Source organism: Rhodanobacter sp. UC4438_H5 (assembly GCF_052978405.1).
This window is the reverse complement of sequence record NZ_CM129672.1, coordinates 1,411,775-1,435,311: the sequence shown is the minus strand read 5'-3', so window position 1 is coordinate 1,435,311 and position 23,537 is coordinate 1,411,775. Positions and strand designations below refer to the sequence as shown.

General features: G+C 68.9%; 23 protein-coding genes. 16 read left to right on the top strand and 7 right to left on the bottom strand.

Translation table 11 applies throughout. From position 1 onward, the window contains the following. Window position 1: 1 nt before the first annotated feature. Together ACVCL9_RS06720 and ACVCL9_RS06715 are read right to left on the bottom strand one after the other, a co-directional pair. On the bottom strand, window positions 2-421 hold the full coding sequence (locus tag ACVCL9_RS06720) for an HIT domain-containing protein (RefSeq protein ID WP_447098678.1): 420 nt from the start codon (window positions 419-421) through the stop codon (window positions 2-4). Continuing rightward, window positions 418-1,086 (bottom strand): dienelactone hydrolase family protein, encoded by a 669-nt coding sequence (locus ACVCL9_RS06715; protein ID WP_447098679.1) that lies wholly within the window; start codon window positions 1,084-1,086, stop codon window positions 418-420. The genes ACVCL9_RS06720 and ACVCL9_RS06715 overlap by 4 nt, the downstream gene beginning before the upstream one ends. A gap of 109 nt (window positions 1,087-1,195) precedes the next feature. On the opposite strand from ACVCL9_RS06715, the gene rimO reads away from it, so the two are divergent. The 3 genes from rimO to phnD all read left to right on the top strand — a co-directional run bounded on the left by rimO (window position 1,196) and on the right by phnD (window position 4,540). Further along, the gene (gene rimO, locus ACVCL9_RS06710; RefSeq protein WP_447098680.1) at window positions 1,196-2,533 is read left to right on the top strand and encodes a 30S ribosomal protein S12 methylthiotransferase RimO; all 1,338 of its coding nucleotides are present in this window, start codon (window positions 1,196-1,198) and stop codon (window positions 2,531-2,533) included. 6 nt (window positions 2,534-2,539) lie between these two features. Continuing rightward, the gene (locus ACVCL9_RS06705) at window positions 2,540-3,349 is read left to right on the top strand and encodes a DUF3025 domain-containing protein (protein ID WP_447098681.1); all 810 of its coding nucleotides are present in this window, start codon (window positions 2,540-2,542) and stop codon (window positions 3,347-3,349) included. A gap of 195 nt (window positions 3,350-3,544) precedes the next feature. After that, a complete protein-coding gene (phnD, locus tag ACVCL9_RS06700; protein WP_447098682.1) occupies window positions 3,545-4,540 on the top strand; it encodes a phosphate/phosphite/phosphonate ABC transporter substrate-binding protein in 996 nt (331 codons plus the stop codon). Between the two features lie 18 nt (window positions 4,541-4,558). Here phnD and greB read toward each other — a convergent pair whose 3' ends face one another. The 3 genes from greB to ACVCL9_RS06685 all read right to left on the bottom strand — a co-directional run bounded on the left by greB (window position 4,559) and on the right by ACVCL9_RS06685 (window position 8,096). Continuing rightward, window positions 4,559-5,068, bottom strand: a complete 510-nt coding sequence (greB, locus tag ACVCL9_RS06695; RefSeq protein WP_447098683.1) for a transcription elongation factor GreB — start codon at window positions 5,066-5,068, stop codon at window positions 4,559-4,561. Then, on the bottom strand, window positions 5,065-6,315 hold the full coding sequence (locus ACVCL9_RS06690) for a hypothetical protein (RefSeq protein ID WP_447098684.1): 1,251 nt from the start codon (window positions 6,313-6,315) through the stop codon (window positions 5,065-5,067). Before ACVCL9_RS06690 ends, greB begins: the two co-directional genes overlap by 4 nt. Before the next feature lie 272 nt (window positions 6,316-6,587). Beyond that, window positions 6,588-8,096, bottom strand: a complete 1,509-nt coding sequence (locus ACVCL9_RS06685) for a helicase HerA-like domain-containing protein (RefSeq protein WP_447098685.1) — start codon at window positions 8,094-8,096, stop codon at window positions 6,588-6,590. Between the two features lie 128 nt (window positions 8,097-8,224). Between ACVCL9_RS06685 and ACVCL9_RS06680 the strand changes: the two genes are divergently transcribed. After that, window positions 8,225-9,709 (top strand): lytic transglycosylase domain-containing protein, encoded by a 1,485-nt coding sequence (locus ACVCL9_RS06680; protein ID WP_395119057.1) that lies wholly within the window; start codon window positions 8,225-8,227, stop codon window positions 9,707-9,709. A 27-nt stretch (window positions 9,710-9,736) separates the two neighbouring features. On the opposite strand, the gene ACVCL9_RS06675 is transcribed toward ACVCL9_RS06680, so the two are convergent. Together ACVCL9_RS06675 and asd are read right to left on the bottom strand one after the other, a co-directional pair. Beyond that, entirely contained in the window at window positions 9,737-10,183 is a 447-nt protein-coding gene (locus tag ACVCL9_RS06675; protein ID WP_395119055.1) for a hypothetical protein, read from the bottom strand. Between the two features lie 110 nt (window positions 10,184-10,293). Beyond that, a complete protein-coding gene (gene asd / locus ACVCL9_RS06670; protein WP_447098686.1) occupies window positions 10,294-11,163 on the bottom strand; it encodes an archaetidylserine decarboxylase in 870 nt (289 codons plus the stop codon). A gap of 62 nt (window positions 11,164-11,225) precedes the next feature. On the opposite strand from asd, the gene prmB reads away from it, so the two are divergent. From prmB to trpA, 12 genes are all read left to right on the top strand, one after another. Then, complete coding sequence (gene prmB / locus ACVCL9_RS06665) at window positions 11,226-12,152, top strand: 50S ribosomal protein L3 N(5)-glutamine methyltransferase (RefSeq protein ID WP_447098687.1); 927 nt, start codon at window positions 11,226-11,228, stop codon at window positions 12,150-12,152. A gap of 1 nt (window position 12,153) precedes the next feature. Then, window positions 12,154-12,720, top strand: a complete 567-nt coding sequence (locus ACVCL9_RS06660; protein ID WP_447098688.1) for a GNAT family N-acetyltransferase — start codon at window positions 12,154-12,156, stop codon at window positions 12,718-12,720. A 141-nt stretch (window positions 12,721-12,861) separates the two neighbouring features. Further along, entirely contained in the window at window positions 12,862-13,950 is a 1,089-nt protein-coding gene (gene aroC, locus ACVCL9_RS06655; protein WP_395119047.1) for a chorismate synthase, read from the top strand. Between the two features lie 30 nt (window positions 13,951-13,980). After that, on the top strand, window positions 13,981-14,970 hold the full coding sequence (locus ACVCL9_RS06650) for a 2-hydroxyacid dehydrogenase (RefSeq protein ID WP_447098689.1): 990 nt from the start codon (window positions 13,981-13,983) through the stop codon (window positions 14,968-14,970). Window positions 14,971-15,004: 34 nt separating this feature from the next. Further along, window positions 15,005-16,036: an aspartate-semialdehyde dehydrogenase gene (locus ACVCL9_RS06645; protein ID WP_395119043.1), complete on the top strand. Its 1,032-nt coding sequence runs from the start codon at window positions 15,005-15,007 to the stop codon at window positions 16,034-16,036. Between the two features lie 2 nt (window positions 16,037-16,038). Continuing rightward, window positions 16,039-16,335 carry a hypothetical protein gene (locus tag ACVCL9_RS06640; RefSeq protein ID WP_447098690.1) on the top strand — a complete coding sequence of 99 codons (297 nt, stop codon included), beginning with the start codon at window positions 16,039-16,041 and terminating at the stop codon, window positions 16,333-16,335. 170 nt (window positions 16,336-16,505) lie between these two features. Next, window positions 16,506-18,812, top strand: a complete 2,307-nt coding sequence (locus tag ACVCL9_RS06635; RefSeq protein WP_447098691.1) for a FimV/HubP family polar landmark protein — start codon at window positions 16,506-16,508, stop codon at window positions 18,810-18,812. Window positions 18,813-18,932: 120 nt separating this feature from the next. After that, complete coding sequence (truA, locus tag ACVCL9_RS06630; protein ID WP_447098692.1) at window positions 18,933-19,715, top strand: tRNA pseudouridine(38-40) synthase TruA; 783 nt, start codon at window positions 18,933-18,935, stop codon at window positions 19,713-19,715. Continuing rightward, window positions 19,712-20,353 carry a phosphoribosylanthranilate isomerase gene (locus ACVCL9_RS06625; RefSeq protein ID WP_447098693.1) on the top strand — a complete coding sequence of 214 codons (642 nt, stop codon included), beginning with the start codon at window positions 19,712-19,714 and terminating at the stop codon, window positions 20,351-20,353. The genes truA and ACVCL9_RS06625 overlap by 4 nt, the downstream gene beginning before the upstream one ends. Further along, complete coding sequence (locus ACVCL9_RS06620) at window positions 20,341-21,345, top strand: cupin-like domain-containing protein (RefSeq protein WP_447098694.1); 1,005 nt, start codon at window positions 20,341-20,343, stop codon at window positions 21,343-21,345. The genes ACVCL9_RS06625 and ACVCL9_RS06620 overlap by 13 nt, the downstream gene beginning before the upstream one ends. A 58-nt stretch (window positions 21,346-21,403) precedes the next feature. Then, on the top strand, window positions 21,404-22,615 hold the full coding sequence (gene trpB, locus ACVCL9_RS06615) for a tryptophan synthase subunit beta (protein ID WP_447098695.1): 1,212 nt from the start codon (window positions 21,404-21,406) through the stop codon (window positions 22,613-22,615). Between the two features lie 113 nt (window positions 22,616-22,728). Then, window positions 22,729-23,529, top strand: a complete 801-nt coding sequence (gene trpA, locus ACVCL9_RS06610) for a tryptophan synthase subunit alpha (RefSeq protein ID WP_447098696.1) — start codon at window positions 22,729-22,731, stop codon at window positions 23,527-23,529. Window positions 23,530-23,537: the final 8 nt, after the last annotated feature.

The following is a 23,537-nucleotide window of genomic DNA, read 5'->3' as shown; positions in this document are numbered from 1 at the left end:
GCTAGCCGCGCGCCGCGAGTGCTTGCCGCAGCGCGGTCATCCGCTCGTGCAGCACGGCTTCGGCGCAGGGCTCGCGCTGGCCGTGGCCCCACACCGGGCCGGGCCAGCCGGCATCGCCCTCGCGACGCGCCACCACGTGCACGTGCAACTGCCGCACGATGTTGCCCAGCGCGCCCAGGTTGAGCTTGTCGCACGGCATCGCCGCACGCAGGGCGGCGGCGGCGCGGTTGACTTCGTGCCACAGCGTGGCCTGTTCGCCCTCGTCCAGGTCGGCGATCTCGACCAGGCCGTCGCGGCGCGGCACCAGCACCAGCCAGCCGTAGCGCGCGTCATCCATCAGGCGCACGTCGCACAGCGGCAGCGAGGCGAGCAGGCGGGTGTCGGCGGCCAGCCGCGGGTCGAGGGTGAACGCCTCGCTCATGCGTTGGCCAGGTGCTTGTCGAAGAAGGCCAGCGTGCGCTGCAGCGCCAGTTTGGCGCTGGCTTCGTGATACGCCTTGCTGCCATCGCGGTTGAACGCGTGGTCCGCCGGGTAGGTGAACAGTTCCATCTGCGGCAGCGCCACGCGATGTTTCTCCACCATCTCCGGCGTGATGTTCTGATCCTTCTCGCCGAAATGGAACATCACCGGCGCCCTGGGCGCCTCGTGCAGGAACGGCAGGTTGCGCGCGCCGTAGTAGCTCACCGACGGCAGCCCCAGGCGCAGCGCGGCGAGCAGGGCGACGGTGCCGCCCCAGCAGTAGCCGACCGTGCCGATTTTCCCCGCCGAGGAAATGGCCTCGGCGGCGCTGGCGACGTCCTCGACGGCACGCTCCAGCCCCAGCTCGTTGACCAGGTTGCGGCCCTTGTTGGTGCCGACCTGGTCATAGGCCAGTTCCACGCCGCTTTCCAGGTGGTCGAAGAACGCGGGCGCGATCGCGGTATAGCCGAGCGCGGCGAAGTGGTCGACCACCCGGCGGATGTGCGCGGTGACGCCGTAGATTTCCTGGATCACCACCAGGCCGCCCTTGGGCTTGCCCTCGGCGGTGGCCATGTAGGCGCCGATGCAATGGGTGCCGCCGGTGGGGATGGTGATGTCCTGGCCCATGGCTCTGCCTCGATCAGTTGCCGATGCGGCGATGGTAACCGCAGCGGCGAGGGCGTGGCCGTCACGTATAATCAACCGTTTTCGCGCCCTGCCACGGTAGCCGTCCGCCATGCCCCAGCCCACCCAGAAGATCGGCTTCGTCAGTCTCGGTTGCCCCAAGGCGCTGGTGGATTCCGAGCGCATCCTCACCCAGCTCAAGGTGGAGGGCTACCAGATCGTGCCCAGCTACGGCGAGGCCGACGCGGTGGTGGTGAACACCTGCGGCTTTATCGACGCGGCGGTGCAGGAGTCGCTGGACTCGATCGGCACCGCGCTCAACGAGAACGGCAAGGTGATCGTCACCGGCTGCCTGGGCAAGCGCGCCGAGCTGATCCGCGAGGCCTATCCGGACGTGCTCTCGATCAGCGGCCCGCAGGATTACGCCAGCGTGATGAGCGCGGTGCACGAGGTGTTGCCGCCCACGCGCAACAAGTTCCTCGACATCGTGCCGGACACCGGCGTGAAGCTGACGCCGAAGCACTACGCGTACCTCAAGATTTCCGAGGGCTGCAACCACCGCTGCAGCTTCTGCATCATCCCCTCGATGCGCGGCAACCTGGTCTCGCGGCCGGTCGACGAGGTGCTGGTGGAGGCCGAGAAACTGGTCAGGGGCGGCGTGAAGGAACTGCTGGTGATCTCGCAGGACACCAGCGCCTATGGCGTCGACGTGAAGTACGCCGAGCGCCCGTGGCGCGGGAAGAACTACCGCACCCGCATGACCGAGCTGTGCGAAGGCCTGTCCGAACTCGGCGCGTGGACGCGCCTGCACTACGTCTACCCGTACCCGCACGTGGACGAGCTGATGCCGCTGATGGCGGGGGGAAAAATCCTGCCCTACCTCGACATCCCGTTCCAGCACGCCAGCCCGCGCATCCTGAAATTGATGAAGCGCCCCGGCAACATCGACAAGACGCTGGAGCGCATCCGGAACTGGCGCAAGCTGGTGCCGGAGCTGACCATCCGCAGCACCTTCATCGTCGGTTTCCCCGGCGAGACCGATGCCGAGTTCGAGGAGCTGCTGGACTTCCTGCGCGAGGCCGAACTCGATCGCGTGGGCGCGTTCGCCTATTCGCCGGTGGACGGCGCCAAGGCCAACGAGCTGCCCGGCGCGGTGTCCGAGGAACTGAAGGAGGATCGCCTCGAACAGTTCATGGCGGTGCAGGCGGAAATCTCCGCCGCCAAACTGCAGCGCAAGATCGGCCGCACGCTCAAGGTGCTGGTGGACGAGGCCGGCGTCGACGGCGCGGTGGCTCGCTCGGCCGCCGATGCGCCGGAGATCGACGGCTGCGTGCTGATCGCCGACGGCCAGCAGCTGAAGCCGGGCCAGTTCGTGGACGTGGTGGTCGAGGCGGCCAGCGAACACGACCTGCACGCGCGCCTGGCGCATCCCGCGCTCAAGATCGTGTAACGCGCCATGCGCTATGTGGCGCCGGCGCGCGGTGCGGTCGATCCGCAAGTGTTCGGCCGGATGCCGCTGGCCGCGTGGCGCGAGCACGCCCGGTTGGTCGAGGGCCGCGACTGGCCATCCATCGATGCGCTCAATGCCGCCCGCCCCGCCGGCATGCACGAACGCTTCGTGGCGCAGACCCGTGAACTGCTGGCCGACGGCCTGCACTACGAACAGCGCATTGCCGAACACGGCGCGATCGCTACCCGCGAACGCAACTGGCACGACCTGTTCAACGCACTCGCCTGGCTGCGCCACTGTGCGCTCAAGCGCGCGCTCAACGCGCGGCAGGTGGCCGAAATCGCCCGCATGGGCACCAGGCAGCGCTCGCGTGCGCAATGCGCACTGACCCATTTCGACGAGGCCGGCGTCGTGGTCGCGCTGCGCAATCCGGCGCTGCTGGCGCTGTGGAATGCGCATGACTGGCATGGCCTGTTCTGGCGCGAGCGGGAGGCGTGGTTCGACGGGCGCATCCATGTCGAGGTGTTCGGCCACGCCTTGCTCGAACACGCGCTGACACCGGCGCAACTGCTGGTGGGCAAGGCGCTGGTGGTCGCCGGGCCGCGGTTGTCACCGGGCGAGGTCCTCGAAGCCTGCGCGCAGGCCATCGGCAACGGCGATGTGCTCGGCGATCCGCTGGAACTGCGCCCCTTGCCGCTGGCCGGCGTGCCCGGCTGGCATCCGGACAACGAGCAGGAGGCTTTCGTGCGCGAGGCGGCGTGCTTTCGGCCGGTGCGGGCCGGGCGGAGTTACCCGCCGCCGCTGGCCGGAGGTTGACCGATCGCCCGGAAACCCTGCATCCGCATCCGGGCCGGCATCTTCCGCGACGCCGAAGCCCTCCCCGTGCTTGCCGGATCGACCGATCGCGACTATATACGAGCAATCGGGGAGCACGGGGTTCGAGGGAGCAGGGCATTGAATATCGCGGGTTTGCGACGACGCCAGGGGCGTCTCGGGCGTGGCGTGACGTGGATGCTTGCAGCCCTGCTCACCCAGGGTGTGCTGCTCGCGTGCGCCGGAGCGGGGACGGCGCAGGCAGCGACACCGATGGAGCCGATCCGCTTCGGCATCCTGCCGATCGGCAGCGCGGCCGAGTCGCTGGAGCAATGGCGGCCGCTGCTGGACGACTTGCACAAGCAGTTGGGCCACCCCGTGACCACCGTGTCGGTGAGCAGCTACGCCGGCCTGTCCGACGCCATCGGCGCGCAGCGGGTGGACGTGGCCTTTCTCTCCGGCAAGCTCGCGGTGGAGGCGGTGACGCAGCAGCACATGCAGGTGTTCGCCCAGTTCGTGCGCAACGATGGCGTCAACGGCAACGTCGCCATGCTGGTGGTGCGCAGCGACAGCCCGATCCGCGATCTGAACGACCTGCTCGCCACGACCAGCCACGGCTGGCGTTATGCGCGCAGCGAACAGCTTTCGGTCACCGGCTATACCGCGCCGGAAGCCTACGTGTTCGCGCCGCGCGGGCTCAATTCGGACACCTTCTTCGCCAACGTGCGGGTGGGCGACCATCAGAGCAACCTGCTCGCCGTGGTCAACCGCGAAGTGGACGTGGCCAGCAGCAACAACCCGGACATGGACCTGTTCCGGCGCAACTTTCCGCGCGAGGCAGCGCAACTGCGGGTGATCTGGCGCTCGCGGCTGATTCCCTCCGGCGTGCTGGTGATCCGCGACGGCATGCCCGAATCGCTGCGCCACAAGCTCACGGCATTCCTGCTGGCCTACGGCAAGGCGCCCGGCGAGGTCGGCGAGCGCCAGCGCGAGCGGCTGGCGCGGATTCCGGACCTGGGCGGTTTCGCGGCGGAGACCAACCACGTGCTGCAGCCCTTCGTCGACATGCAGTACACCCTGCTGCGGCAGCAGGCCGAGCAGGGCCGGTGGATCAGCCCGCAGGCACGGCAGGCGCGGCTGGCGCAGATCGAACGCGACCACCAGCATGCATTGAAGCTGCTGCGGCCGCATTGAGCGGTCGACTGGCCCGCGTCAGGCTTCCTGCTCGTAATCCACCGACAGCACCACGAACTCCGCCCGCCCGCCCGGCAGCTCGGCGGAGAATTCGTCGTCGACGCGCTTCTTCAGCACGGCCCGCGCCAGCGGCGAGTCGATGCTGATCCAGCCGCGCCTGGCGTCAGTCTCGTCCGGGCCCACGATGCGGTAGCGGTGGACTTCGCCGCTGTCCACGTTCTCCAGCCCGATGCAGGCGCCGAAAAACACGGCGCGGCGATCGCCCGGCACGCCCTCGGCAACTTTCAGTGCGGGAATGCGTTTGCTGAGGTAACGCGCGCGGCGGTCGATTTCGCCGAGCTGTTTCTTGCGATAGGTGTATTCGGCGTTCTCCGAGCGATCGCCTTCGGCGGCTGCCGCGGCGAGGGCCTTCACCACTTCCGGGCGCAACACGTGCCACAGGTGGTCGAGTTCGGCCTTGAGCCGTTCGAAGCCGTCGCGGGTGATGATCGCGGTGGAGCCGGGCGAGGGCGGGCGCCAGCGGCTCATGCCGGGCTGGCCAGTTGTCGTCGCTGGGCGTCGATCTCGCCGCGCAGCGGGTGCTCGGGCCAGGCCGCGACGAGCCGGTCGAGCAGCGCTGCCGCGTCGGCGTGCTGGTCGGCATGGGCGGCCAGCGCGCGTGCGGCCAGCAGGCCGTAGTGCGGCGCCTGCGGGTCGCGTGGCCAGTGCGCGACATAACCCTGGCCGAGATGGATCGCGAGGCGGCTCATGCCCATCCGCACGGCCAGGTCGGCCAGGGCGCCGCAGGTCTGCGGGTCGTCCGGGATGAAGCTGGCGTCGATGCCGCAGCATTCCTGCAGCACGCCGAGGGCGCGCCGCGATTCGCCCTGGGCGATCAGCGCGGCAATCCAGATCTGGCCGTGCACCAGCAGGTCGTCGCGCAGGCCCTGCCGGTGCAGCAGCTCGCGGTAGAACTGGTGCACGGCGGGTGGCGCCGCGCGCTCGCGCAGTCGCGCGGCAAGTTGGCGCAACGCGGCCTGCGGATCGTCGGTTGCCTGCTGGCGCGCGGCATCCACCAGTCGGTCGTCGGCGTCCTGCCCGGAAGCCTTGGCCAGCTCCGGCGCTTCCGGCACCATGCCGAAACGCTCGTGGCGCTGGTGGATCATCGCGCCCATGAGATGAAAGGCGAGCACGATCAGGTAGGTGTAGGCGAATGCGAACAGCGGCAAGGCGAGCAGTCGCGGCAGCCGCGCAGTGGTGACCGAGGCGACCACGATCAGCACGCCGAGCAGCAGGTTGATCGCCACGGGGACCAGATACGCGCCGCCGAAACCGCCGATGATGCGCAACCAGTTGAGCGGATTGATGGCCAGCGCGAGGTTGCCGTCGAACGCCAGCGACATGTCGATCGCCGGCAGCACCAGCGCCGCCAGGAGCAGCACCGGCCACAGCAGGCGCGGGAAGAACACGATGGAGACCACGCACAAGGCGACCACCAGCAGGTGAATCGCGGTCAGTCCCCAGCCGCTGGCGCTGTTGCCGTCACTGCCCACGTCCGGCGGGTCGGCGTAGCCGTTGGCGGTGTGCTGCATGCAGTCCGCGGCATAACGCCAGGTGGCGGCCCAGACCAGCGCGCTGGCCAGCGCACCGACATAGCCCGGCAGCAGGCCGACGTAGTGGGCCAGCGCCAGCGCCACGCAGGTGGCCAGTGCGGCGCCGCGCAGCGGATAGCCGAAACCGTCCCGCAGGCGCTGCGCGAACGGCGTGTCGGCGGCGACGATTTCGACGCGCGGCATCAGAGCCTGCTCCATGTCTCCGCATGGCCCGCGCCGGGAGCTGTTTGCGCGCAGGCCAAGGAAGAACGAAGGAGTGGACGTCCGTCCACGACCGAGTGATGACGCAGGGATGCGGGCAAACAGACCCGGCCCTTCGGGTTGCCTTGCCGTGGCCGCCATGCGGCAGCGCGCGGCTTGACCTGCCAGCCAGGCAGGCGCTGCGCCACGCGCCACCACCTGACGGCCACGGCAAGGCAACGCGGGCTATGCGGAGACATGGAGCAGGCTCTCACTCAGCGCTTGCCGCCGAAGATGCCGCCCAGCACGCCGCGCAGGATCTGCCGGCCGAGCTGACTGCCCGCGGTGCGCACCATCTGCTTGCCCATGGTCTCGATCATGCCCTGGCGGCGCTTGGTGCCGAACAGGGCGTCGTGCACCGCGCCGCCCCAGCCGCTTTCCGCTTCCTTCGCGGCGCCCTTGGCTGGCGCATCGGCCGCCACGGTGGCGGCATCGGCGGCCTTTTCCCCGGCGCGCCTGGCCAGCATCTCGGCAGCCGATTCGCGATTGACCGCAGTGTCGTATTTCGCGCCCACCGGCGAGCGCTGGCGGATGGTGCCGCGCTCGGCGTCGGTGATCGCGCCGATGCGGCAGCACGGCGTGGTCACCAGCACCTGCTCCACCGGCGTGGGCACGCCGCCGTTGGCCAGTGTGGAGGCCAGCGCCTCGCCCACCGCGAGTTTGGTGATCGCTTCGGTGACGTCGAGCTTCGGGTTGGCGACGAAGGTTTCCGCCGCCGCCTTGACCGCCTTCTGGTCGCGCGGGGTGAACGCGCGCAAGGCGTGCTGGATGCGGTTGCCGAGCTGGCCGAGGATCACGCCGGGCACGTCGTCGGGGTTCTGCGAGCAGAAGTACACGCCCACGCCCTTGGAGCGGATCAGCCGCACCACCTGTTCCACCCGCTGCAGCAACGCCGGCGAGGCGTCGTCGAACAGTAGGTGCGCCTCGTCGAAGAAGAACACCATCTTCGGCTGGTCGAGGTCGCCCACTTCGGGCAGCTGCTCGAACAGCTCGGACAGCAGCCACAGCAGGAAGGTGGAGTACAGCCGCGGCTTCATGATCAGCTGGTCGGCGGCCAGCACGTTGATGATGCCGCGGCCGCTCATGTCCTGGCGCATCAGGTCGGCCAGCTCCAGGGCCGGCTCGCCGAAGAACTGGTCGGCGCCGTCACTTTCGAGTTTCAGCAGCGCGCGCTGGATTGCCGCGATGCTCTGCGTGCTGATCAGGCCGTACTGGGTGGACAGCGCCTTGGCATTTTCGGCGGCGTAGGTGAGCAGGGCGCGCAGGTCGGCCAGGTCCAGCAGCAGCCAGCCCTGGTCGTCGGCGGCCTTGAACACCACTTCGAGCACGCCTTCCTGGGTGTCGTTCAATTCCAGCACGCGGCCGAGCAGGGTCGGGCCCATCTCGCTGACGGTGGCGCGCACCGGGTGGCCGAGCTTGCCGTAGATGTCCCAGAACACCACCGGGTTGGCCTGCGCCTTCCAGTCGGTGAGCTTGAGCCTGGCCAGCCGCGCCTTGAGCTTGTCACCCGGCTCGCCGGCGGCCATCGCCAGGCCGGCCAGGTCGCCCTTGGCGTCGGCCAGGAAGCACGGCACGCCCAGCCGCGAGAAGCCTTCGGCCAGCACCATCAGCGACACGGATTTGCCGGTGCCGGTGGCGCCGGCGATCATGCCGTGGCGATTGCCGTAGTGCGGGTCCAGGCTGACGCTGGTGCTGTCGTTGCGGCCGATCAGGATGTCAGTCATGGCGGTCCTTCCATTGGTAGTGACGCGATTGTAGCCAACCCGGCGCGTGGCTCGCGGTTGTGACGCCGTGCGTTGAGTCCGGCTTCGCGGCCGGCTATGGTGAATGCTTTTTGCAGGTGAAGTTCTTCATGTCGTTGCCCCACGTGTTTCGCCCGCGGCACCTCGCGTCGCTTGTGCTGGCCTGCACCTTGCTGGGCGGCTGCGCCAGCAGCGGCGGCGAGAGGACCCCGACGCCGGCCGATGCGCTGTACGGCCAGTTGAACCAGGCCAGCAAGGGCTACGAGACCGCCTTGCAGCAGGCGCGCGAAGGCGACAGCGATGCGTCGGCACTGAGCCTGCGCCAGTCGCTCGACTTGCTGAAGCAGTCGTCGGCGAAATGTGCGGTCACCGCCGGCTGCGATCCGCAGCGCTTCTTTTCCGTATTCGACCGCCTGCTGCGCCTGAAAGATGGCGATTTCGACGACCTCCCGGATCTGTCCGGGGATGTCGAGTCGTCGCAGGCGGCGCTGGCCACCGGTCATGCCGGTGCGGCCAGCCTGCCGCAGGCGCAGCGCAGCGTGACGCTGCTGCACGGACAGAAGCTGTCGCAGCTGATCGCGATGAACGGGCCGGTGAAGGCAGCGCTGGAGATGTGGCTGACCCAGCGCCGGCCTTACCTGATGGACGCCTGGGTCAATTACCAGTACCTGCGCCACGATATGTGGCCGGCCTACCAGAAGGCCGACCTGCCCGAGGCGCTGCTGTTCGGCATGGTGGCCCAGGAATCCGGCGGCAAGGTGCACGCGGTGTCGCGCTCCGGCGCCTCCGGCCCGCTGCAGTTCATGTATTCCACCGGCATGCGTTTCGGGCTGGGCGTGGACAACGGCTTCGACATGCGCTTCGACCCGGCCGCTTCGGCGCGGGCCAATGCCGAATACCTCAACGAGCAGTTGCGCATCTTCAACAACAACCTGGAGCTCGTCATCGGCGCCTACAACGGCGGCGAAGGCCGCATGCGCCGCGCGGTGGGCGACGACCCGTCGGTGAGTTTCTACGACCCGCGCATCTACGACCAGATGTCGCCCGAGACGCGCGACTACGTGCCGGCGGTGCTGGCGGCGGCGTGGCTGTTCCTGCATCCGGACAGCTACAACCTGCGCTTCCCGAAGATCGACGGCGACCCCGGCAGCATCACGCTCAAGCGCGCCGCGTCGCTTGATGAGCTCACCGTCTGCCTGGGTTCGGCCGATGGCATGGAGGAGGGCTGGTTCCGCACCCTGCGCAACCTCAATCCGCGGCTCGACCCCGATACCAGCCAGCCGGTTGGCGCCACGCTGCGGGTGCCCAAACGACTGGAGCGTGCCTATGCCGCCCGTTGCGTCGATGGTCCGTGGCCGATCCTCGCGGCGGACCTGCACCGTGCGACGGTGCCGGTGGTACCCGATCCGGCGCAGGCGCCGGCGAAGGCGGGTGCGCAGAGAACGACCACGTATCGCGTGCGCCGCGGCGACACCTTGATCAGCATCGTGCGCAAACTGCATTGTTCCAGTGTGCAGGAGATTTCCGAGATCAACGATCTCCAGCACCACCGCATCCGGGTGGGCCAGCATCTGAAGGTGCCGGTCTGCCGTTGAGGCGCGGGGTGGGGCGCCGCCGCGCGGTCAGGCGACGGCGCTCTCCTGCATCCAGCTGTCCGAGGTATCGCTGCGGCTGCCGCCGCCGTGGAGCTCCTTGAGCTCGCGCAGCAACTGCAGCAACTGCCGGTGCTGGGCCTGCAGGTTGGGCTGGGTGGCGGTCTTGGTCTCGTGATAGGCGACCGCCAGCCACAGCGCGATGCCGCGCAGCGCGACCTCGGCGTTGTTCGAACGTGCACGCTCGTAGCCCAGGTCGGTGCCTTGTCCCCACGGCAGGTAGCGCGATTCCGGCGTGGTGCCGTACAGGTGCGGGAAATCACAGCGCGAGGCCTGGCCGATCTCGCGCAGGGTGAGCATGCTCAGCCGATCGCGGCTGCGCTTGGGCAGGGTCCGGATGCTGCGTTCGACATCGCGGAACTGGCGGCCAAGCTGGCGCGAACGCACCACCGCAAAGAATGGAGTGAGTATCTGCATGGTTCCCCTCGGCACAGGTTCGGCACGGCATGTTGGCCGGTCCGTCGCGAGGAGGTTAACCGGCCACCCCCGGAATTTGCGCGCATAGCGTCACAAAATGACGCGCAACGTCAGTTTTCGGGAAAGTGGCCGCCTGCCACCCTGATCTGACCGATCCGCTGGCCCACGCGAACGTGCTGTTGCGGCGGCAGCGGATCGACCGTCGCGCTGCCCGGCGGCAACAACACGATCACGGTCGAACCCATGTTGAAGCGCGCCATCTCGGCGAAGCGTTCCAGCGTGACGTGCTGGCCGGCGAACGACTTGCGCCGGATCGACGGCGCGTACGGCGGGATCACCAGGCCGTCCCACACGGTGGCCACCGACGAGACCAGGATCGCGCCCACCATCACCACCGCGAACGGGCCGTGCTCGCCCTCGAAGTGGCACACCAGCCGCTCGTTGCGGGCGAACAGCCGCGGGATCGCCGTGACCGCGAACGGCGCCACGCTGAAGATGCGTCCGGGCACGTGCACGGTTTCCGTGAGCGTGCCTTTCAGCGGCATGTGCACGCGGTGATAGTCGCGCGGCGACAGGTAGACGGTGACGAAGCAGCCGTTGCGGTACGGCGCGGCTGCGGCCTCGTCGCCACCGAGCAGTTCGGCGGCAGTGTATTCCCGGCCCTTCGCTTGGAAGATGCGGCCGTCGACGATCGTGCCGGCCTGGCTGATGCGGCCGTCGGCCGGCGAGAGCAGGGCGGCCGGATCGGCATCGGCCTGGCGCGCGCCGGGTTTCAGCTTGCGCGTGAAGAAGGCATTGAAGTGCTGGTAGGCCAGCGGATCGGGCTGCGCCGCCTCGGCCATGTCCACGTCGTAGTTGCGCACGATCGTGGCGATCAGCCAGTTCTTCCACGGCGCGAAGGTCCAGCGCGTGGCCCAGTAGACCAACCGCGACAGCAAACGGTGCGGCAGGAGGTATTGGAGGATTACTTTGAAAGTCATCCGGCCAGTATACGGGGCTCGCGCTTATAATCAGCGGCCTTTTGCCGTGCCGTGGGCCGCCCGTGACCGCCGAACTCGCCACCATCATCGACTTCATCCGCTACGGTGCCAGCCGTTTCTCGGCCGCCGGGCTGACTTTCGGCCACAGCCACGACAACCCGATCGACGAGGCCACCCATCTGGTGCTGGCCAGCCTGCACCTGCCGCCGGACATCCCGCCGGCCTACGGCGCCGGCCGGCTCACCGCGGCCGAGCGCGCGAACGTGCTGGCGCTGATCGAGCGCCGCGTCAGCGAGCGCCTGCCGGTGGCCTACCTGGTCGGCGAGACCTGGTTCGCCGGGCTGAAGTTCAAGAGCGACCGCCGCGCGCTGGTGCCGCGTTCGCCGATCGCCGAGCTGATCGAGTCGGGCTTCGCGCCGTGGCTGGACGAGCGCCACATCGAGCGCGCGCTGGACCTGTGCACCGGCTCGGGTTGCATTGGCATCGCGATGGCCGAGTACAACCCCGAATGGCAGGTCGACATCGTCGACATCAGCGACGAGGCGCTGTCGCTGGCGCGCGAGAACATCGCGTTCCAGCACGTCGAGGGCCGCGTCGAGGCGATCCAGTCGGATCTGTTCGCCGGCGTGGCCGGGCGCAAGTACGACCTGATCGTCTCCAACCCGCCCTACGTCACCGAGGACGAGTACGCCGCGCTGCCGGGCGAATACGCGCACGAGCCCAAGCTGGGCCTGACCTCCGGCGCGGACGGCCTGGACCTGTGCCTGCGCATGCTGGACGAGGCGGCTGGTCATTTGACCGAGGACGGCCTGCTGATCGTGGAGGTGGGCGAGAGCGAGCACGCGCTGTCCGCGCTGCTGCCGGAGGTCCCGTTCGTGTGGATCGAGTTCAAGGTCGGCCCGATGGGCGTGTTCGCGCTGGAGCGGCGCGACCTGGTCGAGCATGCGGCGGCGATTCACGCCGCGGCTGTCGCACGCCGCCCGGGCTGACATGGAACTGGTCACGGCGCGACTGCGGATCGACCCGTTGCGCGCTGAAGACGCCGCGGCGCTGTTCGCCCTGCGCAGCGACCCCGTGGTGGCGCGCTACCAGGGTTGGCGGCCAGCCGATCTCGCCGCCGCGCGTGCCTTCATCGAGCGACAATCGCCCGCAGCCACTCCCGCCGGCTGGTTCCAGCGCGCGATCCGCCTGCGCGAGGACGGCCGGCTGATCGGCGATCTTGGCGTGAACCTGCCCGAGGATGCGATGGAATCGGTCGAGTTCGGCATCAGCCTCGCGCCGGCCGGGCAGGGCCGTGGCTACGCCGGCGAGGCCGTGCGCGCCCTGTTCGGGCAGGTATTCGGCCCGTGGCGCCGGCACCGCATCCACGCCTCGGTCGACCCGCGCAACCAGGCCTGCCTCGCCCTGCTGCGTTCGCTGGGCATGCGTCAGGAAGCCCATCACTGCGAAAGCCTGTGGCTGCACGGCGAATGGGTGGACGACATGATCTTCGCCATGCTCTCCCGCGAGTGGCCAGCGGCGCCACGGCAGGAGCCCGCTCGCGGGCGATGTTCTTGAACCGGGATGACCAGACATTCGTCTGTCGAGAGCCGGGATTGGGGATTCGGGATTCGCAAGATTAAAAAGGCATCGCCCACGAGCGGGCTCCTACAAGAGGGGTGGTGCCGGTATGCTCTGGGCTTTGATCCCGGACGCGCGATGTCAAGCAATTCCTTCGGCAAGCTGTTCACCGTCACCACCTTCGGCGAAAGCCACGGGCCGGCGATCGGCTGCGTGATCGACGGCTGCCCTCCGGGGCTGGCCATCGCCTCGGAAGAGTTCCGCACCGACCTCGAGCGCCGCGCCACCGGCCGCAGCCGCTACACCTCGCAGCGGCACGAGGCGGACGAGGTGGAGATTCTTTCCGGCGTGTACCAGGGCAAGACCACCGGCACGCCGGTCGCGCTGCTGATCCGCAACACCGACCAGCGCAGCAAGGACTACGGCGAGATCGAGCAGACCTTCCGCCCCGGCCACGCCGACTACACCTACTGGCAGAAGTACGGCATCCGCGACCCGCGCGGCGGCGGGCGCTCCTCGGCGCGCGAGACCACCATGCGCGTGGCCGCTGCCGTCGTGGCGAAGAAATGGCTGGCCGAACGCCATGGCGTGCACGTGCGCGGCTACCTGGCGCAGATCGGCGAGGTCGTGCCCGGTGCGTTCGACTGGAGCGCGGTGGAGCAGAACCCGTTCTTCTGGCCCGATGCATCGCAGGTGCCGGCGCTGGAGGACTACATCAACAAGCTGCGCAAGTCCGGCGATTCGGTCGGCGCGCGCGTCAACGTGGTCGCCGAGGGCGTGCCTCCTGGCTGGGGCGAGCCGGTCTACGGCAAGCTGGACGGCGACCTGGCCAGTGCGCTGATGTCGATCAACGCAGTCAAGGGCGTGGAGGTCGGCGATGGTTTCGCCGCCGTCGCCCAACGCGGGAGCGTACATCGCGATGAAATGCGTTTGGACGGCTTTACGTCCAATCACGCCGGTGGCATTCTCGGTGGCATCAGCACGGGACAGGCGGTGACCGCCTCGATCGCGTTGAAGCCCACCTCCAGCATCCTGATCCCCGGCCGCAGCGTGAACCTGGCCGGCGAGCCGGTGGACGTGGTCACCAAGGGGCGTCACGACCCCTGCGTCGGCATCCGTGCCACGCCCATCGCCGAGGCGATGATGGCGCTGGTGCTGATGGATCACGCCTTGCGCCATCGGGCGCAATGCGGCGACGTGGGGCCGGTCGCGCCACGCATCGCCTGAGGCCGAGCCACCGCCACCGGAACCCGTTCGATGACCGACAAGCCGCGCGTCTGGGTGTCCCGCCCCACTTTCCCCGGTGTCATCGCCCGGCTGGAGCCGCATTTCCAGGTGACCGTGGAGGAGACCGAGCGCAAGTTCAGTCCTGCCGAACTGGCTGCCCGGCTGGCGGGGCAGGATGCGGTGATCGTCGGCCTCAAGGACCGCATCGGCGCGGCCGAAATCGGTGCGGCCGAGCGCCTGCGTATCGTGGCCAACCTTGCAGTGGGCTACGACAACATCGACGTCGACGCGATGAGCGCTGCCGGCATCGCGGTGTCCAACACCGCCGACGTGCTCAACGAGAGCGTGGCCGACTTCGCCTGGGCGCTGCTGCTGGGCGCGGCCCGGCGCATGACTGCGGCCGAGCGCTGGCTGCGTGCCGGCCACTGGCATGCCACCGAGTTCAAGGCGTGGCTGGGCAGCGACGTGCGCGGTCGCACCCTGGGCATCCTCGGCATGGGTCGCATCGGCCAGGCCATCGCCCATCGCGCGGTCGGCTTCGGCATGCCGGTGATCTACCACAACCGCTCGCCGCTGCCCGAGGCGATCGAGCGCGCCTGCAACGCACGCCACGTGGACAAGGCGCAGTTGCTGGGCGAGTCCGATTTCCTGGTGTTGGCCTTGCCGCTGACGCCGCGCACCCGACACGCCATCGGCGCGGCCGAGCTGGCCCTGATGAAGCCGACCGCGATGCTGGTCAACGTCGCCCGCGGCGGCATTGTCGACGACGCCGCGCTGGCCGCGGCGTTGCGCGACCGGCGCCTGGCCGGCGCGGCGCTGGACGTGTTCGAGGGCGAACCGAAGCTGCATCCGGCGCTGCTCACGCTCGACAACGTGGTGCTCAGCCCCCATATCGCCAGCGCCACGACCGATACCCGCCGCGCGATGACATCGGTGGCGGTGGACAATGTGCTCGCGTTGTTCGGCCATGGTCCGCACGCCGGACGACCACCCAACCTCCTCAACCCGAACGTGCTGTGACCGGCACGCCTCCACTTCCAGAGCAACCCATTCCATGAGTCACAAGAGCAGTTACAAGGTCGCCATGGTCGGCGCCACCGGTGCCGTCGGCGAAGCCCTGCTGGCCATCCTCGCCGAGCGCGAGTTTCCGGTCAGCGAGCTGGTGCCGCTGGCCAGCGAGCGATCAGCCGGTGGCAAGGTCAGCTTCGGCGGCAAGCAGGTCACCGTGCAGTTGCTGGACACCTACGACTTCGCCGGCGTCGACATCGCGTTCTTCTCCGCCGGCGGCTCGGTCAGCCGCGAACACGCGCCGCGCGCGGCAGCGGCCGGCGCGGTGGTGATCGACAACACTTCCGAGTTCCGCTATCAGGACGACATCCCGCTGGTGATCAGCGAGGTCAACCCGCACGCGATCGCCCAGTACACCAACCGCGGCATCATCGCCAACCCGAATTGCTCGACCATGCAGATGCTGGTCGCGCTGGCGCCGATCCACCGCGCGGCGCAGATCGAGCGGATCAACGTGGCCACCTACCAGTCCGTCTCCGGTGCCGGCCGCAGCGGCATGGAGGAGCTGGGCCGACAGACCGCGGCCCTGCTGAATTTCCAAAGCGTGGAACCGGGCAAGAAATTCCCGGTCCAGATCGCGTTCAATGTGATCCCGCAGATCGACGACTTCCAGCCCAACGGCTACACCAAGGAGGAGATGAAGCTGGTGTGGGAGACCCGCAAGATCCTGGAGGACGAGTCGATCCAGGTGAACCCGACCGCGGTGCGCGTGCCGGTGTTCTATGGCCATTCCGAGGCGGTGCACATCGAGACCAGCGACAAGATCACCGCCGAGGAGGCGCGCGAACTGCTGCGCCAGGCGCCGGGCGTGGTGCTGATGGACGAGCGCAAGCCGGCCGGCTACCCGACCCCGGTGGCGCAGGCGGCCGGGACCGATGGCGTGTTCGTCGGGCGCATCCGCGAGGACATCTCGCATGAGCGCGGGCTGGACCTGTGGGTCGTCTCGGACAACATCCGCAAGGGTGCGGCCTTGAATGCGGTGCAGATTGCCGAGTTGCTGATCGAGGATTATCTCTGACCATGCGTGTCCTGCCGTCTCTTGCCGCCATCGGCATCCTGCTCACCGCGTCGGCCTGGGCCGCGCCGCCGGCCGGACCGGCCCGCGCCGGCTCGACGGCCGTCCCGGCACTGCCGGCCGTACGGCAGCGGATGCAACGCAATCAGGTCGAGGTGAAGCGCCTGCAGCAAGAGGTGGCGCGTCAGGAATCAGCCAGCCAGCGCGCCAGCCGGCGCCTGGAGCAGCAGGACGCGCAGATCGCCGAGTTGCGCCGCCAGTTGTTGCAGGTGCAGGCCGCGGTGCCTGATGACCACCCATGACGGGGTGTCCGGGGCAAGAACCGGCAGCAGCAATGTGTCGCAAGTATTCGCCGCGGCTATTGTTGATTGCGCTTCTTGTAACTAAAGTGGCGGCACGGTGACGCGGCCGCCGCCCTGGTGGCGGCATCTTTTCAACAAGAAAGCGTCAGGGATCGCTCGGGGGAACATGCATGAATCGTTCGTTGAAATTGTCGATGCTGGTGGCGCTGGCGCTGGGGAGCAGCCAGCTCCTGGCTGTGGACATGGGCCAGGTCCAGGTCAAATCGGCATTGGGACAGCCGCTGCTGGCCGAGATTCCGCTGCACCCGGCCAGTCCGGCCGAGTTGCAGGGTCTCAAGGTGAAACTGGCCTCCAGCGAGCAGTTTGCCCGGGCCGGCATCGTCGGCGGGCGCACCGACATTCCGCTGCACTTCAGCGTTGCCACCGGCGCGCACCCGGTGATCCGCATCACCAGCAGCGAACCGGTGAACGATCCCTATCTCGACCTCCTCATTGAAGTGGACGGCAAGGACGGCCCCAGCGTGCGCGAGTACGCGATCCTGCTCGATCCACCCGGCTCGCACCCGGTCGCGGCAACCCCCGCGCCGGCGCCAGTGGCGGCGCCGCGCCCGGCCAGCCCGGCGCCGCGCCCTGCGCAGCGCGCTCCCGCCCCGGCGCCGCAAGTGGCGGCGGCTACCCGCACTCCGGCTCCCGCTGCCGTCGAGAACGGCCGTCTCGGTCCGGTGCAGAGCGGCCAGACACTGTCGGGCATCGCCCGCAGCGTGACGCCGACCGGCGTCGACGTGCGCCAGATGATGCTGGCCCTGCAGCAGGCCAATCCGGACGCCTTCTATCGCGACAACATCAACGCGCTCAAGAGCGGCGCGGTATTGCGCGTGCCCAGCGCCTCCGAGGCGCAGGCCATGAGCCTGGCCGCGGCGGCCGCCGAGGTGAGCCGGCAGAACAGCGACTGGCGCGCCGGCACGCCGGGCAAGCCCGCGGTGGTGGCCGATGCGGCAACGCGCGCTTCCTCCTCCGGCTCGCCCACCACCGGCGCGGCCGACAACGAGGACCGGCTGGCGCTGGTGCCTCCGCAGGCCGGCACCGCCGGCGGCGGGCAGTCATCCGGCAAGACCGACCAGTCCTCTGCCAGCCTGCGCGAGGAATTGCTGCGCTCCCGCGAAAGCGTGGCCAGCCTGAAGCAGCAGAGCGGCGACCTGAAGGCGCGGCTGAAAGACCTCACCGACATCAACGCCAAGAACGAACACCTGCTGTCGCTGAAGGACAGCGAGATCGCCGAGTTGCAGGCCAAGCTGGCCGCTGCACGCAAGGGCACCGGCGCGCCGGCAACCGCTCCCGTGGCTGCGAGCACGGTAGCGGAACCCGCAGCGCTCGCGCCGGCGGTGGCCAGCGCCGGCAGCAGCGCCGAGGCCAGCGAGAGCCCGGTGGCCTGGGCCTCCTCCGGCGCGGCGACCTCGGCATCGGTGGCAGCGGCAGGCACCGCGTTCGCGCCGGCCGGTTCGGCCTCGCTGGCTACTGCCAGTGCGACACCGGCTGCTGCGGCCACGGTTGCGGCCGAACCTGCGTCCGCACCCGCGCCCGCGCCCGCCCCGGCACGCGTGGTCGAGCAACCCTGGTACATGCAGACTTGGGCCTGGGCCGCAGCGGCCGGCGCGGTCATCGTGTTGATTCTGCTTGCCGTTCTCGGTCGCCGCCGCAAGCCTGCGGCCGCCGCCAAGACGGGGGGAGCCTCGCTGGCCGATCGTTTCGGCGCCACGCCGCCGGCAGGCGAGGGCGACGACGATCTGCTGGCCGATGGCGATACCGACCAGGAGCAACTGCTCGACCAGCTGGCCGAGCATCCGGACGACATCTACCTGCATCTGGAACTGGTCACGCTGTACTACTCGCGCCGCGACGTGGAGCGTTTCGAGGCCGCGGCCGAAGCGATGCACGCCCACATCACCGACCCGGAACAGGACGAGTGGCAGGACGTGGTGCACATGGGCGAGGATCTCGCGCCGGGGCATCCGTTGTTCGACCATCATGCGGAGCCTGCCGACGTCGAGTCCGAGGCGACGCAGGCGTTCGACATCGACGACTACGCCGACGACAGCGACGCACCCACCGTGGTTTCCCCGCTGCCGCCGGCGCTGCCGACCGGCACGAAGAAAGTCACCGAGTACAGCTTCGATTTCGACCTGACCCAGCCAGCCGGTGGTTCGCGCACGGCGCCGCCGGCGGCCGCGGACGACATTACCGTGGTCAAGCCGCACGCCGAGCCGAAGGCTTCCTGGGATGCGCCGGAAACCGGCGCGTCCGCCGCGGAGTCGGCTGAGTTCAGCGACGATCCGGTCGATACCAAACTCGACCTGGCGCGCGCCTATCTCGACATGGGCGATGCCGATGGCGCCCGCGCGATGCTGGGCGAAGTGCTCAAGGAAGGCAGCCAGATGCAGCGCGACGTGGCGCGCAAGCTGCTCGACGGTCTGGGCTGAGATCGCATCGCGAACGGGACGGAGCCGGGCCGGCCTTGCCGGCCCGATTTCTTTTCGGCGGGCATGACGTCGGTGCCTGCCTGCTAATCTTCGACGCTTCCTTCCGGATCTGCGGCATCCATGCGCATCGCTCTCGGCATCGAGTATGACGGCACCGATTTCTTCGGCTGGCAACGCCTGACCGAAGGGCCGAGCGTGCAGGGCGCAGTGGAGGAGGCCTTGTCGAAAGTGGCGGCCCATCCGGTACTGGTCAGTTGCGCAGGACGCACCGACGCCGGCGTCCACGGCCGCTGCCAGGTGGTGCATTTCGATACCGATGCACGCCGCGAATTGCGCGGCTGGGTGCTGGGCGCGTGCTCGAACCTGCCGGCCAGCGTGGCCGTGTTGTGGGCGCAACCGGTGCCGGACAGCTTCCACGCGCGCTTCTCCGCGCGCAGCCGCCGTTATCGCTACCACATCCTCAACCGGCCGGTGCGCGCCGCGCTGGACGCGCGCTACGTCACCTGGGAGCGCCTGCCGCTGGACGCGCAGCGCATGCACGAAGCCGCGCAATCCTTGCTGGGCGAGCACGACTTCAGCGCATTCCGGGCGCTGTCGTGCCAGGCGCCGCACCCGCGGCGCTCGGTGCTCGAGATCAGCGTTCGCCGCGAGGGCGAGCACGTCATGCTGGAGATCGAGGCCAATGCCTTCCTGCACCACATGGTGCGCAACATCGCGGGTTCGCTGCTGCTGGTCGGTCGCGGCGAGCAGCCGGTGGAATGGATGGCCGAACTGCTCGCCGGCCGCGACCGCCAGGTGGCCGGACCGACTGCACCGGCCTCGGGGCTGACCTTCATCGGCCCGCGCTACGAGGCACACTGGGGCCTGCCCACCGAAGTCTGCCTGACGGGAGCCGGCCCGTGACCCGCATCAAATGCTGTGGCATGACCCGCGTCGAGGATGCGCTGCTCGCCGCGCGGCTCGGCGCCGATGCGATCGGCCTGGTGTTCACCGCGCGCAGCAAGCGGCAGGTGACGCTGGCGCGTGCGCGCGAGATCGTCGCGGCGCTGCCGCCGTTCATCGCCACGGTGGCCCTGTTCATGGACGACGCGGCGGCGCTGGTGCGGCAGGTGGTCGATGAAGTCGATCCCGCGCTGCTGCAGTTCCATGGCGATGAGGGCGACGACTGGTGCGCACGGTTCGACCGCCCCTTCGTCAAGGCGATCGCGATGGGCGATGGCGCTGCCGCGCTGCCGCGCCTGCGCGATTACCCGCGCGCCGCCGGCCTGTTGCTGGACGGCCATGCACCCGGCGAGGCGGGCGGCAGCGGCAAGGCGTTCGACTGGTCGTTACTGCCCGGCAATCTGGCGCAGCCGCTGATCCTGGCCGGTGGCCTGCACGCCGGCAACGTGGGCGATGCAGTGCGCGCGGCACGTCCGTGGGCGGTGGATGTGGCCAGCGGAGTGGAATCGGCACCGGGGATCAAGGACGCGGCGCGGCTCGAAGCCTTCATCCGCGCGGTGCGCGCGGCCGACGCGGAGCAGGCGGCATGCCGGGAGTGATCGAGGAATATCGCGGCGCCGGGCAGGCACTCGAACTCGCGGGCCTGGTGGATCGTGCCCGCCCGCTGGTGATCCGCGGCCTCTGCCGCGACTGGCCGATGGTGGCGTGGTCGCGGCGGTCGGACACCGCCTTTGCGCAAGGCCTGGCGAAGCTGGACAACGGCCGCGAGGTCGACGCGCTGCTGATGCCGGCAGGCGAGGGCGGCGTGATCGGCTACAACGCGAATGTCGACGGTTTCAACTACGCGCATCACCGCGTCTCGATCACCCGGGGCCTGCAGCGGCTGGCGGCCTACAGCCGCCAGGACAATCCGCCGGGGCTGGCGATGCAGAGCGCGCTGATCGCCGACTGCCTGCCCGGACTGCTGGAGGATCATGCGGTTCCCTTCATCGACAAGGCGATCCAGCCGCGCATCTGGATCGGCAACAAGGTCACCACGCCGGCGCATTTCGACGAGTACCACAACGTCGCCTGTGTGGCGTGCGGGGTGCGGCGCTTCACCCTGTTCGCCCCGGAGCAGGTGCGCAATCTCTATGTCGGCCCGCTGGATTTCGCGCCGACCGGCGCGGCGATCGGCATGGCGCGGCTGGATCGTCCCGACGATCCGCGTTATCCGCGCTTGAAAGATGCGCTGGCCGCGGCGCAGGTGGCCGAACTGCATCCCGGCGACGCGATCTACATCCCGCCGATGTGGTGGCACCACGTCGAGTCGCTGGAGCAGATCAATGCGCTGGTGAACTACTGGTGGAAACCGGTGCCGGCCGGGGGCGACGCACCGGCCACGGCGCTGGGCTGCCTGATGCACTGCATCCTCGTGTTCCGCGCCTTGCCGCCGGCAGAGCGGGCGGCGTGGAAAGGCCTGCTGGATCACTACGTCTTCGGCGACGACGACCCCGCCGCGCACATCCCCGCCGAGCGGCGCGGGATACTCGGCGCGCTCACGCCGGGGCAACTGGCCGAGTTCCGGGAAACCATCCGGCGTTATCTGTGAACTATCCGCTAAGATGGTCGCTTGCCGCAGTGCGGCATGCCCATCCCCGAGTGACCCCATGAGCAAGATTGCGGACTTCAACCTCTACCCCGACGCCCATGGCCGCTTCGGCGAGTATGGCGGCAGCTATGTCGCCGAGACGCTGATGGCGCCGTTGGCCGAGTTGAGCGAGGCTTACGAACGGCTGAGCACCGATCCGGCTTTCCTCGCGGAACTGGATCGCGACCTGCAGCACTACGTCGGCCGGCCCAGCCCGATCTACCACGCCGAACGGCTGTCGCGGCAGGTTGGCGGCGCGCGCATTCTGTTCAAGCGCGAGGACCTCAACCACACCGGCGCGCACAAGATCAACAACACCATCGGCCAGGCGCTGGTGGCGCGGCACATGGGCAAGCAGCGCGTCATCGCGGAAACCGGCGCCGGCCAGCATGGCGTAGCCACGGCCACGGTAGCGGCGCGCTTCGGCATGCGCTGCGTGGTGTACATGGGTGCGGTCGACATCGAGCGGCAGAAGATCAACGTCTACCGCATGAAGCTGCTCGGCGCCGAGGTGGTGCCGGTGACTTCCGGTTCGAAGACGTTGAAGGATGCGTTGAACGAGGCGATGCGCGATTGGGTCACCAACGTGGCCGACACCTTCTACATCATCGGCACCGTGGCCGGTCCGCATCCGTATCCGAAGATGGTGCGCGACTTCAATGCCGTCGTGGGGCGCGAGGCACGCGCGCAGATGCTGGCGCAATACGGCCGCCTGCCCGACGTGCTGACCGCCTGCGTCGGCGGCGGCTCCAATGCCATCGGCCTGTTCCATGCCTTCCTCAACGACGCCGACGTGCGCATCGTCGGCGCCGAGGCGGCAGGCGAGGGGATCGCCACCGGCCATCATGCCGCCTCGCTGGCGGCCGGCCGTCCCGGCGTGCTGCACGGCAACCGCACCTACGTGCTGTGCGACGACGACGGCCAGATCACCGAGACGCATTCGGTCTCCGCCGGCCTCGACTATCCCGGTGTGGGGCCGGAGCATGCCTTCCTGAAGGATGCCGGTCGCGCCGAGTACGTCGGCATCACCGACGACGAGGCGCTGGAGGCGTTCCACCTGCTGGCGCGCACCGAAGGCATCCTAGCCGCCCTGGAATCCAGCCACGCGGTGGCGCAGGCGATCAAGCTGGCGCGCGAGTTGCCCAAAGACGGCATCGTGCTGTGCAACCTGTCCGGCCGCGGCGACAAGGACGTGCACACGATCGCGGCGCGCGAGGGAGTGAGCGTGTAGCGAGGAGTGAGTGGAGAGGAGTGAGAAGTGAGAGGAAGTCTCGCACTCCAGAACCGCTCAGACCCGCCCGAGCTCTCTTTCACTTCTCACTTCTCATTACTCACTCCTGTCTTATGAGCCGCATCGACACCCGCTTCGCCCAACTCAAGGCCACCGGCCGCACCGGCCTGATCCCGTTCGTCACCGCGGGCGATCCTTCGCCGCAGCACATGGTGGCGATGATGCATGCGCTGGTGGAATCGGGGGCGGACCTGATCGAGCTGGGCGTGCCGTTTTCCGATCCGATGGCAGACGGCCCGGTGATCCAGCACGCCAGTGAGCGGGCGATCGCCAAGGGCGTCGGTCTCGCGCAGGTGCTGGGCTGGGTGCATGCATTTCGCGAACGCGATGCGGAAACCCCGATCGTGCTGATGGGCTATCTGAACCCGCTGGAGATCCATGGCTACGCGCGCTTCGCGCAGGAGGCTGTGGCGGCCGGCGTCGATGGCGTGCTGCTGGTCGATTGTCCGCTGGAGGAGTCGACCGTGCTGCAGTCGCTGCGCGAGGCGGGGTTGCAGCAGATCCTGCTCGCCGCGCCCACCACCGCACCTGCGCGTATGGCGCAGTTGTGCAGCTCGGCGGAAGGCTTCCTGTATTATGTATCGTTCGCTGGCGTCACCGGAGCGGCGCAGTTGAGCGTCAGCGAGATTGCCGAGCGCGTTGCCGAAGTCAGGAGCCTCGCCGGTACGCCGGTGGCGGTGGGGTTCGGCATTCGCGATGCGGCCAGCGCCGCAGCGATCGGCGGCTTCGCTGACGCGGTCGTCATCGGCAGCGCGCTGGTCGAAAGCCTGGCGGCGGCCACGGACGCGGCGGATATCACGGGTCGTGTGCGCAGTTTCCTGCAGCCGATCCGCGCGGCGCTGGATGCACGCTGAGGCGGTCG